11 protein-coding genes and 1 pseudogene are annotated in these 12,897 nt (G+C 40.5%); 8 read left to right on the forward strand and 4 right to left on the reverse strand.

Features of this window, described 5'->3' with window-relative positions:
- Positions 1-151: 151 nt before the first annotated feature.
- From rpsL to rimI, 8 genes and pseudogenes are all read left to right on the forward strand, one after another.
- Complete coding sequence (gene rpsL / locus F991_RS06780) at positions 152-526, forward strand: 30S ribosomal protein S12 (protein ID WP_004648013.1); 375 nt, start codon at positions 152-154, stop codon at positions 524-526.
- A gap of 160 nt (positions 527-686) precedes the next feature.
- Entirely contained in the window at positions 687-1,157 is a 471-nt protein-coding gene (gene rpsG / locus F991_RS06785; protein ID WP_004638185.1) for a 30S ribosomal protein S7, read from the forward strand.
- A gap of 178 nt (positions 1,158-1,335) precedes the next feature.
- Positions 1,336-3,474, forward strand: coding sequence for an elongation factor G (fusA, locus tag F991_RS06790; protein ID WP_004670089.1), 2,139 nt, complete (start codon positions 1,336-1,338; stop codon positions 3,472-3,474).
- Between the two features lie 92 nt (positions 3,475-3,566).
- Complete coding sequence (gene tuf / locus F991_RS06795) at positions 3,567-4,802, forward strand: elongation factor Tu (protein WP_004670092.1); 1,236 nt, start codon at positions 3,567-3,569, stop codon at positions 4,800-4,802.
- Positions 4,709-5,587, forward strand: a pseudogene (tuf, locus tag F991_RS06800) (elongation factor Tu); the annotation flags it as partial. The gene tuf (F991_RS06795) and the pseudogene tuf (F991_RS06800), both read left to right, overlap by 94 nt.
- Before the next feature lie 374 nt (positions 5,588-5,961).
- A complete protein-coding gene (locus F991_RS06805) occupies positions 5,962-6,843 on the forward strand; it encodes a metal-dependent hydrolase (RefSeq protein WP_004670096.1) in 882 nt (293 codons plus the stop codon).
- A gap of 259 nt (positions 6,844-7,102) precedes the next feature.
- Positions 7,103-7,987, forward strand: a complete 885-nt coding sequence (locus F991_RS06810) for a metal-dependent hydrolase (protein WP_004670098.1) — start codon at positions 7,103-7,105, stop codon at positions 7,985-7,987.
- Positions 7,988-8,080: 93 nt separating this feature from the next.
- A complete protein-coding gene (gene rimI, locus F991_RS06815) occupies positions 8,081-8,539 on the forward strand; it encodes a ribosomal protein S18-alanine N-acetyltransferase (protein WP_212749350.1) in 459 nt (152 codons plus the stop codon).
- A 3-nt stretch (positions 8,540-8,542) separates the two neighbouring features.
- Here the strand turns inward: rimI and F991_RS06820 are convergent, their stop codons facing one another.
- The 4 genes from F991_RS06820 to trxB all read right to left on the reverse strand — a co-directional run bounded on the left by F991_RS06820 (position 8,543) and on the right by trxB (position 12,823).
- Positions 8,543-9,358 carry an arginyltransferase gene (locus F991_RS06820; protein WP_004670102.1) on the reverse strand — a complete coding sequence of 272 codons (816 nt, stop codon included), beginning with the start codon at positions 9,356-9,358 and terminating at the stop codon, positions 8,543-8,545.
- A gap of 28 nt (positions 9,359-9,386) precedes the next feature.
- On the reverse strand, positions 9,387-10,118 hold the full coding sequence (gene aat, locus F991_RS06825; protein WP_034595487.1) for a leucyl/phenylalanyl-tRNA--protein transferase: 732 nt from the start codon (positions 10,116-10,118) through the stop codon (positions 9,387-9,389).
- 87 nt (positions 10,119-10,205) lie between these two features.
- Positions 10,206-11,762 (reverse strand): methyltransferase regulatory domain-containing protein, encoded by a 1,557-nt coding sequence (locus F991_RS06830; RefSeq protein ID WP_004670107.1) that lies wholly within the window; start codon positions 11,760-11,762, stop codon positions 10,206-10,208.
- A 110-nt stretch (positions 11,763-11,872) separates the two neighbouring features.
- Positions 11,873-12,823 carry a thioredoxin-disulfide reductase gene (trxB, locus tag F991_RS06835; RefSeq protein ID WP_004670109.1) on the reverse strand — a complete coding sequence of 317 codons (951 nt, stop codon included), beginning with the start codon at positions 12,821-12,823 and terminating at the stop codon, positions 11,873-11,875.
- Positions 12,824-12,897: the final 74 nt, after the last annotated feature.

The following is a 12,897-nucleotide window of genomic DNA, read 5'->3' on the forward strand; positions in this document are numbered from 1 at the left end:
ATCAACTCAAAAAACGATTTAATTCTAAGAATGGTCAACATTTGCTGTGTATTGCAATGTTGACCATTTATACTTCTTGGCTTACAATTGTGTGCCCTTGAAAAGAGGTGTTTTTCTTTTTGAGGTTGTTTAATAACGGGAGAATTGCCAAATGGCAACAACAAATCAGTTGATCCGTAAGGGTCGTACAACTTTGATTGAAAAATCAAAAGTTCCTGCGTTGAAGGCTTGTCCACAACGTCGTGGTGTATGTACACGTGTTTACACGACTACACCTAAAAAACCAAACTCAGCAATGCGTAAGGTTTGCCGTGTTCGCTTGACTTCAGGTTTTGAAGTATCTAGCTACATCGGTGGTGAAGGTCATAACTTACAAGAGCACAGTGTTGTTCTTATCCGTGGTGGTCGTGTTAAAGACTTACCAGGTGTACGTTACCATACCGTTCGTGGTTCTTTAGACTGTGCTGGCGTTAAAGATCGTAACCAGTCACGTTCTAAATACGGTACGAAGCGTCCTAAGAAGTAATTCTAGGAAGCTCGCACAAGCAATCCTTTAGCGTTTCGCTTGTTTGAATTCTTCATAGATTTGTAATTCAAGCGACGTATAGTAAGGCCAGCGTAGAGTACATGACACTTGTACAAACTGCTGGATTATCCTGAAGTGTCATATTATTAGGTGTATTAAAATGCCAAGACGTCGCGTAGTCGCTGCTCGTGAGATCCTTCCAGATCCAAAATTTAGCAGCCAAACAATCGCTAAATTCATGAACCACGTAATGCAAGATGGTAAAAAATCTGTTGCTGAAGGTATCGTTTACGGTGCTTTAGAACGTGTTCAAGAAAAAAACAAAGTAGATCCAGTTGAATTTTTCGAGACTACTCTTGAGAAAGTTCGTCCTATGGTCGAAGTTAAAGCACGCCGTGTTGGTGGTGCTACTTATCAAGTACCTATGGAAGTACGCCCATCCCGTCGTACTGCCTTAGCAATGCGTTGGTTAGTAGATGCTGCTGCTAAGCGTTCTGAAAAAACGATGGCTTTACGTCTTGCTGGTGAGTTGCTTGATGCAGCTGAAGGTAAAGGTGCTGCGATCAAAAAACGTGAAGATGTGCATCGTATGGCTGAAGCCAACAAAGCCTTCTCTCACTACCGTTTCTAAACGGATAAAACAGTCCCTAATCAGGAGAATATTCATGCATACCGTAGCTCGATTCAACATCGCTCTCTATCAAAGTGGAGGCTTTGCGGGTATTTAAGTTGCCTGCTTGAATATTCGTGCGCATCAATTTCATTGATGCGCCCTGTTTTAAATATAACATTTAGGAATGTAAGACATCATGGCTCGCCAAACCCCTATTAATCGTTACCGTAACATCGGTATTTCTGCGCACATTGACGCAGGTAAAACAACTACAACTGAACGTATTTTGTTCTACACAGGTGTATCTCACAAAATTGGTGAAGTACACGACGGTGCAGCAACAATGGACTGGATGGAACAAGAGCAAGAGCGTGGTATTACCATTACTTCTGCTGCAACGACTTGTTTCTGGTCTGGCATGAGTAAACAATTCCCACAACACCGTATTAATGTAATTGACACCCCGGGACACGTAGACTTCACGATTGAAGTTGAACGTTCTATGCGTGTTCTTGACGGTGCGTGCATGGTTTACTGTGCAGTTGGTGGCGTACAGCCTCAGTCTGAAACTGTATGGCGTCAAGCGAACAAATATAAAGTGCCTCGTTTAGCATTCGTGAACAAGATGGACCGTACTGGTGCAAACTTCTTCCGTGCGGTTGAACAAGTTAAAACACGTTTGGGCGGAAATCCTGTACCAATCGTTATACCAATTGGTGCTGAAGATACATTCACAGGTGTTGTTGACCTGATCGAAATGAAATCAATCATTTGGGATGAAGCGTCTCAAGGTATGCAGTTTGAATACGGTGAGATCCCAGCTGACTTAGTTGATACTGCTAATGAATGGCGTACTAACATGGTCGAAGCTGCTGCTGAAGCTTCAGAAGAGTTAATGGACAAGTACCTTGAAGAGGGTGAGCTTTCTAGAGAAGATGTCATCGCAGGTTTACGTGCTCGTACATTAGGTTGTGAAATCCAAGTTATGCTTTGTGGTACTGCATTCAAAAACAAAGGTGTTCAACGTATGTTGGATGCTGTTATTGAATTCTTACCATCACCGACTGAAGTTAAGCCAATCGAAGGTATCCTTGACGATAAAGCTGAAACTAAAGCGATTCGTGAAGCATCTGACGAAGCACCGTTCTCTGCACTTGCGTTCAAAATCATGAACGACAAATTCGTAGGTAACTTAACATTCGTACGTGTTTATTCTGGTGTGCTTAAACAAGGTGATCCAGTTTATAACCCAGTTAAATCTAAGCGTGAACGTATCGGTCGTATCGTGCAAATGCATGCGAACGAACGTCAAGATCTTGATGAAATCCGTGCAGGTGATATCGCAGCGTGTGTAGGTCTTAAAGACGTGACCACCGGTGATACATTATGTGATGAGAAAAACATCATTACACTTGAGCGTATGGAATTCCCAGAGCCAGTAATTTCATTGGCTGTTGAACCAAAAACTAAAGCTGACCAAGAAAAAATGTCAATTGCTTTAGGTCGTTTGGCTAAGGAAGATCCATCGTTCCGCGTTCGTACAGATGAAGAATCTGGTCAAACGATCATTGCTGGTATGGGTGAGCTTCACCTTGATATTCTTGTTGATCGTATGAAGCGTGAATTTAACGTTGAAGCGAACATTGGTAAACCAATGGTTGCTTACCGCGAAACGATCAAAAAGTCTGTTGAGCAAGAAGGTAAATTCGTACGTCAAACTGGTGGTAAAGGTAAGTTCGGTCATGTATATGTCCGTCTTGAACCGCTTGATGTTGAAGAAGCTGGTAAAGATTACCAATTCGTTGAAGAAGTTGTTGGTGGTGTAGTACCTAAAGAATTCTTCGGCGCAGTTGATAAAGGTATTCAAGAACGTATGAAGAATGGTGTATTGGCTGGTTACCCTGTTGTGGGTATCAAAGCGACATTATTCGACGGTTCTTACCATGATGTCGATTCTGATGAATTGTCGTTCAAAATGGCGGGTTCTTACGCTTTCCGTGATGGTTTCATGAAAGCAGATCCGATTCTTCTTGAACCAATCATGAAAGTTGAAGTTGAAACTCCAGAAGACTACATGGGCGATATCATGGGTGACTTAAACCGTCGTCGTGGTATGGTTCAAGGTATGGACGATCTTCCTGGTGGAACAAAAGCGATTAAAGCAGAAGTTCCTCTTGCTGAGATGTTTGGTTACGCAACTCAAATGCGTTCTATGTCTCAAGGTCGTGCGACTTACTCTATGGAATTCGCTAAATACGCTGAAACTCCACGTAACGTGGCTGAAGGCATCATCGCTAAGTTCCAGACTGGCGGTAAAAAAGGTGACGACGAGTAATCTTTCGATTATTATATTACCCAACTAAAACTTAGTTAAAAACCAAGTGCTCATGGGTGACCCTCATGAGCAGTTTATAAAGGAAGATCATCATGGCTAAAGCCAAGTTTGAACGTAATAAACCACACGTAAACGTGGGTACAATTGGTCACGTTGACCATGGTAAAACAACTTTAACTGCTGCGATTGCAACTATTTGTGCAAAAACTTACGGCGGTGAAGCGAAAGATTACTCACAAATCGACTCAGCTCCTGAAGAAAAAGCACGTGGTATTACCATTAATACATCACACGTAGAATACGATTCTCCAATCCGTCACTACGCTCACGTAGACTGCCCGGGCCACGCCGATTATGTTAAAAACATGATTACTGGTGCTGCTCAGATGGACGGCGCGATCCTTGTATGTGCTGCGACTGATGGTCCTATGCCACAAACTCGTGAACACATCCTACTTTCACGTCAGGTTGGTGTACCGTACATCATCGTATTCTTAAACAAGTGTGACCTTGTTGATGATGAAGAATTACTTGAATTAGTAGAAATGGAAGTTCGTGAACTTCTTTCTACTTATGACTTCCCAGGTGATGACACTCCAATCATCCGTGGTTCAGCGCTTCAAGCATTAAACGGTAACGACGGTCCTTATGGCGAACAAGCTGTAATCGACTTAGTTGCTGCACTTGACTCTTACATTCCAGAGCCAGAGCGCGCAATCGATAAAGCATTCCTAATGCCAATCGAAGATGTATTCTCGATTTCTGGTCGTGGTACAGTTGTAACTGGCCGTGTAGAATCGGGTATCGTTAAAGTTGGCGAATCAGTTGAAATCGTTGGTATTCGTGACACTGTTGTGACGACTGTAACTGGCGTTGAAATGTTCCGTAAATTGCTCGACGAAGGTCGTGCTGGCGAGAACTGTGGTGTTCTTCTTCGTGGTACTAAGCGTGAAGACGTACAACGTGGTCAAGTACTTGCTAAGCCAGGTACAATCAAGCCGCACACTAAATTCGACGCAGAAGTATATGTACTTTCTAAAGAAGAAGGTGGTCGTCATACTCCATTCTTAAATGGTTACCGTCCACAGTTCTACTTCCGTACAACTGACGTAACTGGCGCAATCCAATTACAAGACGGCGTTGAAATGGTTATGCCAGGTGACAACGTTGAAATGTCAGTAGAATTAATTCACCCAATCGCAATGGACCCAGGTCTACGTTTTGCGATTCGTGAATATGTGCTGCGACTGATGGTCCTATGCCACAAACTCGTGAACACATCCTACTTTCACGTCAGGTTGGTGTACCGTACATCATCGTATTCTTAAACAAGTGTGACCTTGTTGATGATGAAGAATTACTTGAATTAGTAGAAATGGAAGTTCGTGAACTTCTTTCTACTTATGACTTCCCAGGTGATGACACTCCAATCATCCGTGGTTCAGCGCTTCAAGCATTAAACGGTAACGACGGTCCTTATGGCGAACAAGCTGTAATCGACTTAGTTGCTGCACTTGACTCTTACATTCCAGAGCCAGAGCGCGCAATCGATAAAGCATTCCTAATGCCAATCGAAGATGTATTCTCGATTTCTGGTCGTGGTACAGTTGTAACTGGCCGTGTAGAATCGGGTATCGTTAAAGTTGGCGAATCAGTTGAAATCGTTGGTATTCGTGACACTGTTGTGACGACTGTAACTGGCGTTGAAATGTTCCGTAAATTGCTCGACGAAGGTCGTGCTGGCGAGAACTGTGGTGTTCTTCTTCGTGGTACTAAGCGTGAAGACGTACAACGTGGTCAAGTACTTGCTAAGCCAGGTACAATCAAGCCGCACACTAAATTCGACGCAGAAGTATATGTACTTTCTAAAGAAGAAGGTGGTCGTCATACTCCATTCTTAAATGGTTACCGTCCACAGTTCTACTTCCGTACAACTGACGTAACTGGCGCAATCCAATTACAAGACGGCGTTGAAATGGTTATGCCAGGTGACAACGTTGAAATGTCAGTAGAATTAATTCACCCAATCGCAATGGACCCAGGTCTACGTTTTGCGATTCGTGAAGGTGGTCGTACTGTAGGTGCTGGTGTTGTTGCGAAAGTAACTCTCTAATCATCTAGAGTAATAAAAAACACCCCTCTGGGGTGTTTTTTTATGCCTATTGTTTGCTCTTTATTTTCTTGCGTCGGGAAAATTAATACTTAATTAATTTTTCTCTTGCGTCGAAATAAAGCGATGGTTTATTTCTCCTCCATCGGGAAATAATTCCATAAATGATATTTCCCCTTGCGTCGGAAAAATTAATACTTAATTAATTTTTCCTCTTGCGTCGAAATAAAGCGATGCTTGATTTCTCCTCATGTCCCAAACTGATACTTAGCTGTCCTAAACTGCACTTAATTGATACCAATAAAACAGTAAGATAAAACTCAAGAAAATGAACAAAATTACTCAGTGAGAGATTTCACTTAAAAGGAGTAGGCGGCATGAATGCTAAAGTAAATATTTCTAATCGTGCAGGTGCAAGTTTTCCTGTACGTCGCATGAACTTTGACTTTGACCAAGTCCCTGAATATTGGATGAGTGGATCAGCGGGTTTAACTCATTTCATGACAGCTTTGTCTGCGTTGTTTCCTGATGGTGAAAAGCTGTTTATTGATTCTGTTCGCGCAGTACGTCATCATCCTGCGATTAAAGACAATGAAGCATTACAAAAAGAAATCAGTGCTTTTATTGGTCAAGAAGCCATGCATACGCAAGAGCATGTCGGTTTTAATCAGTCCGCACAGAAATATGGTCATGATGTTACAACTTTGGAAAAACGTACAGCGAAACTGATTCAATTCACACGTAAGAATTTTGCGAGAGTGGTTAAGCCATTTGGCATGACACAAGAAATGGTTGATTTAACTGCAACGACAGCATTGGAACACTTTACTGCGACGATTGCTTCTGAACTATTGCGTAATCCGCACATTCAAGAACTGATGACAGATGACACTATGTCATATATGTGGTTTTGGCATGCAGTCGAAGAAAATGAACACAAAGCAGTTGCCTATGATGTTTATGAGGAAATTTTTGGTCGTGGCATCAAAGCCTATGCATTGCGTAATACAGCATTAGTGGTGGCAATGGTCTTTATTTTCTTAGCACAATCATCATTTGTCTTACGCTTGCTTAAACAAGATGGCAAACTGAATCTAAAAGAATTGGGTATGATTTATAAATATGGCTATAGTCCATCAAAAGGGATTATTGCAGGGATGGTTGGTGAGATGCTGGCATACCTTAAACCAGGCTTCCATCCGAACGACTTGGATACTGTACAGTTGCTCAAAGATTGGAAAGTAAAGTTAGGTTTGTGATTTCTAGTTTCAGCTATTAACTATATGTTATGAAAGGACAATTTGATTGTCCTTTCTTGTTTTTTATGAAAACTAGATTTTATATTCTTATTCGATAAATTTCCCTTGCGTCGAAATAAAGCGATGCTTTATTTCTCCTCATGTCCTAAGATGATGCTTTAATGACCTTATCTGCACTTATTTAATGCATATAAAAGCGCGTATAACTAATAAATAGAGCGTAATTAAAAAGAATATTTGCATTATAGGAGAACAAGGTATGAATGCTAAAGTTAATATTTCAAACCGTGCTGGTGCCAGTTTCCCTGTACGCCGGATGGATTTTGAATTTGGTGAAGTACCACGTTACTGGGCACATGGCGATGCAGCATTAACTCATTTTATGACTGCACTATCAGCACTCTTCCCAGAAGGTGAGCAATTCTTTGTCAATAGTACTCGTGCCGTGAGAAATGATCCTAAATTAGCTGACCCTATATTACAGAAAGAAATTAGTGCTTTTATCGGTCAAGAGGCGATGCATTCCAAAGAACATTTGGCTTTTAATGCAGCTGCACAAGCCTATGGTTACGATGTGCGAGAAATGGAAGCACAAACTGGACGTTTGATTAACCGTACAATCGGCATAATTTCACAAGCGCTTAAACCTTTTGGGTTTAGCAAAGAAATGATTGGTTTGACAGGAACGTGTGCCTTAGAGCATTTTACTTCGACGATTGCAGAAGAATTGTTGAGCAACCCAGACATTCAGGCAATGTTCCAAGACGAAACGATGTATCACCTTTGGATGTGGCATGCAGTAGAGGAAAACGAACATAAGGCGGTTGCTTTCGATGTATATGAAACGATGTATGGTCGAGGTGCAAAAGCGTATTTTATGCGTTCATTGGCGCTTGTGATTGCAATGGGATTGATCTTCATCACACAATCATACTTTACAGCGAAGCTACTCAAAACTGATGGCAAGCTTACTTGGCGTGATACCAAATATATGATCAAATTTATGTATGGTTATAAAGGCTTTATGTCACGTCAGATTCCGACATTACTCGATTTCCTAAGACCTCGCTTTCATCCGAATGATGATGATACAACTGAGCTATTAAATAAATGGCGTACTGAATTGGGTTTCAATCCAAGTTAACTTCAACGGACAGTGAAAACTGTCCATTTTTTTATTCAAATTTTGGCTAAAATTGCTGATAATCGCATCATCATATTTATAGAGTAGTAGATTTTGATCCGATTGATGCAAGAAGGTGACGTGGATCATGTTGCTGCGATTGAGCGCTTAGTTCAGACACATCCATGGTCTAAACAACAGTTCCAAGAATCTTTAGTATCTCATCAATGCACTGTTTATGAACAAGCCAATCAGGTGGTAGGCTTTTGTATCTTACAGCCTGTGTTGGATGAAGCAAATTTATTACTGATGGCCATTCATCCAAGTCAGCAAGGGAAAGGATTGGGCTATGCATTACTTGATTATTCAATCGAGCAATTAAAAAATCATCCGATTCAGATTTTTTTAGAAGTGCGAGAAAGTAATCGCGCAGCAATTCGTTTATATGAAAAAGCGCAATTCCATCAGATTGATTTACGCAAAAACTATTATCCAAATGGTGATGGTTCAAGAGAGCATGCTGTGATCATGGTCAGAACATGCACTGATGATTTTGCAGCGCTATTTCAATAAACGCTATTTAATAATTAAATTATTCCATTCGGATGGAAGTGTACTCATTAATGAATCTCCAAGTTGCTGTATTTCATTGTTGGAGAGTGGACGATTTAGCCTACGCCATTGTCCATCAAGCAATAATTCGAGTGGCGTATATTGTGATTTGTAATTCATTTTTTGTGAGTGTGGAACCCAGTAACCTAGATAGAGGTATTCAAGGTTTAGACTGCGGACATATTCGATTTGTTTGAGGATCGCAAAGACGCCTAAAGAACGACGTTGTTCGTCTGGGTCAAAGAAGGTATAAACGGCGGATAGCCCATCATCCATGAGATCACAGGTTGAAACCCCAATTAGTTTCTGATCTTTCCATAGTTCCAGAAAGAAACTATCGGTACAGCTATGCACAAGGAATTTTTCAAACTGGTCAAGGTTTGCTGGATACATATCGCCATCTGCATGGCGTTCATTGATATAGCGTTCGTATAAATCGTAATGTTGTTGCATCGCTTGAGAAGTGGGCAAAATATTCATTTTTAAATCTTGATTACGTTTCCATGCCTTTTTCTGGCTACTATTCATTTGAAATTCTTGAATAGGTACGCGACAAGATAAACATTGGCGACACAAATGGCACTCAGGGCGATAAACAAAATCACCACTACGTCGAAAACCGACGCGAGAAAGTTCCGACAATGTCACCACATCGATACGGTGAATTGGATCTAAAAACACCATTCGAGCTGATTTGCTATCGAGGTAGCTACAATCATGCGGTGGCGTGATGTAATACTGTAAGTCATTTAAAAGGGACTTGGGTTGGTATGATTTCATGAATCTGTCCCTCCAAGGTGTTCGTCCGTTAACCGTCTAATTTTGCATTAAGTGCTATTGTTTTACTTGAAAATACACGTTCTTGATAGCTTTTCCAATTGATAGGGGGGGCAATAATTACATCTTGTAACGATTTTAGATATATTTGGCGAGAAAGTGTACGTGCGCCTAAACTTATGAGGTGTTCATTGACCAGTTGGCAATCCACCCAAGCGAACTGATTTTCTTGTCCGATTAGCATTAAGGTATAAAATGCCATTTTCGATACATCGGTTTCAGTGCTGAACATTGACTCACCAAAACAGCCTTTGCCAATGCTAACACCATACAAACCACCGACAAGTTGCTGTTGATGCCAGACCTCAATACTATAAGCATAGCCCGCTTTGAATAAAGCACAATAGCCTTGAATAATATCTTCGCTAATCCATGTTTCATTGGTATAGCTACGTGGCATTGAACAAGAGCGCATGACCTCTTCAAAAGCATGGTTAATGGTAATCCGATAATCATGCTTTTTCATATTACGGATTAAGGATTTGCTTGGCTTGTATGATCGCGGTTCGATAATGCAGCGAGGTTCGGGACTCCACCAGCATATCGGTTCATCCTCATTGAACCAAGGAAATAAGCCGTGGGTATACGCTTCGAATAAAGTGGAAGGGGATAGATCCGCGCCAATACAGATAAATCCATGACCGTCAGGATCTGCTTCTATTGGATTTGGAAAATTGTATTGAGATAAGGGGAGTTGTTGCATATCAGGGAAAGTTAATAGGAATGATTCTAAACTAACTGAACTGAAACAGAATGGCAATCGTTGAAAGATCACCATTCCATTGACAGGCTAATTAAATAAACGAAGTTGTTTCGCGATTTCAATTTTTTTACTATCAATAAAGATTTGCGCTTTGCCTTTTATGATCTCAAGGCTCTGAGTTTTATCAGCCACGGTATTGCCATCTTTATCTAAAACTAGCCATCCAAGTTGACTGATAACATTTTGGACATAAATCGCAAAATCACTTGCTGTTTCTAATCCATCAATAAAATGTGCACGATAGAATAGCTGATGGAAGTGTTCTGTTGGAATGCCGATACCAGTAAGTGGGCTGACTAAGACGTTATAGTTTTGATGAAAACTGGCTTGTTTCAGAATGTGATGGTTTAAATCATGGCAGTGTTTAACCGTTTTCTCTTTTGGTTTAAGATTTTGACAAGGTTGCGCCAAACCGAGATGACATAAAATTACTAATGCATTTAAAATCTTTGCGTAGTTTAGTTCTGGAAAACTTTGTTCAAACTCCGCGATTGTTAATGGTTGATAATTATCCTCAGCAAATCGATTAGCAATAGGTTGATAAATTTCTTCAATTAAATTGAATGTACCTAATAGACCATTGATACTTGTTGGTAATTGTTCTTTAGCCGTAAGTAACACAAAAGCGGTCTTGCGTAATTTTTCTTGGACTTGTAGTGGAGTTAAATTGTTCTTTCCACGAATGAATAAGTCTCTCCTAAACTGTGTATTTGCAAAATAGTCTCGGCATTGCTCTTTGAAGATTGGATGTTCAATTGCATCTAAAAACTTTTGATGTTCTTCAGAAAAGTTAATATTATCAAGATGAGAACCTAAATCAGTAGAACCAGCATAAGACAGTTTGATTTCATCAAGAATGCGGACAATCTGTTGAAATGAAAAACATTGCCAATCTTGGTTTAGATATTCATGAATCAAATAGTTGGGATTTTGTTGTTTTAAGTCTGCAACTTTTTGTGTGGCGTTTGGATTACGCTGAGCAAAAACAGGGTTTTGTTTGAGTAACTCATCACTAAAGTTTAGTGCTTCATTCACCTTTTGAATTGGGTTGGTACTTTTACTATTAAATTTGAAATGACTATGAAATAGCTCACGGATTGGCATGTTTGCAGCCCAACCAGTGACGCAGTTATAGCTGATATATACAATACCATTTGGTTTTAGAAATTTTCGAATGAATTTTAATATAATGTGTTGATTTTCATAGCTAATCCAGCTCCATATACCGTGCAAACTGATCGAGTTAAACATCGGCAAATCATGGCGATTCAGAAGTTCCTCAAAGCTATCATCATAAAAAAAATGCTCAATATGGCTTTGTTCTGCTAATTGATTGGCATGTGCTGCATGGGCAGGATTAAAGTCGGTACCGTAAAATTTAGCTTCATTACTTGTGGCGTGAATATTAATACTAACGCCTTGTCCAAAACCAAGTTCACAATGGGTTTGGTTATCCTGAAAGTCAGGACTTTCGATGCCATTGAGTAGTAAGCAGAATTTTTGAAAATTCGGGCTCAAGTCACGATAATAACCATAGGTATAATTTACTTCTGTTTGATAGCCGTTAGTCCATGTTGTTGTCATTCATACATCCATTATCAAATTTTGTTTAAAAGGTATTCATGTTTTTGATTGTATGAATGATTTATAAAAAAAACCACCAAAAATTTGGTGGTCTTTTCATAAATTGTAAATTAGTTCGAATTGTCTAAATACTTCTCAGCATCTAAAGCAGCCATACAGCCTGATCCAGCTGAAGTAATCGCTTGACGATAAATACTATCCGCGACATCACCTGCAGCAAAAACACCTTCAATAGAAGCTGCTGTTGCATTACCAGAAGTACCACTTTGCACTTGGATGTAGCCATCGCGTAGGTTAAGTTGACCGTCAAACATACTGGTATTCGGTTTATGACCAATCGCAACAAATAGACCTTGGACTTGAACGTCTTGAGTGCTTGAGTCTTGCGTTGATTTGATACGAACAGAAGTTACACCTGTTTTATCACCCAGCACTTCATCGACTTGATGATTCCAAATGATACTGATTTTGCCTTCTTTTTCTTTAGCAAAAAGATGCTCTTGTAAAATCTTTTCTGAACGTAAGCTGTCACGACGATGGACTAAAGTGACATGTGCAGCAATATTTGAAAGATAAAGCGCTTCTTCTACCGCAGTGTTACCACCACCAACAACCATGACATTTTGGTTCTTGTAGAAGAAACCGTCACATGTTGCGCAAGCACTGACGCCTTGACCCATAAATGCAGCTTCAGACTCGAGACCTAAGTACTGTGCAGTCGCACCTGTTGCAATGATAAGCGCATCACATGTGTATTCAGCCATATCGCCCTTTAATACGAATGGGCGAGTTTTGAGGTCAACTTCATTAATATGATCGTAGACGAGTTCTGTACCGAAACGTTCTGCATGAGCTTGCATACGATCCATAAGTACTGGACCAGTCAATCCTTCAGGGTCACCCGGCCAGTTATCGACTTCAGTGGTCGTGGTCAATTGACCGCCTAGTTGTATACCGGCGATGAGTGTCGGTTTGAGGTTGGCACGCGCAGCATAAACTGCCGCGCTGTAACCTGCAGGACCAGAACCCAGAATAATTAATCGTGAGTGACGAGCGCTCATTAAAGAACATCCTTCTTATATTGAAAATGCTAAAATTATACGTGAATCCGCACAAGATTGGGGGCAAAACCATG

It is taken from the genome of Acinetobacter sp. CIP-A165 (genome assembly GCF_000367985.1).
Classification (GTDB): domain Bacteria; phylum Pseudomonadota; class Gammaproteobacteria; order Pseudomonadales; family Moraxellaceae; genus Acinetobacter.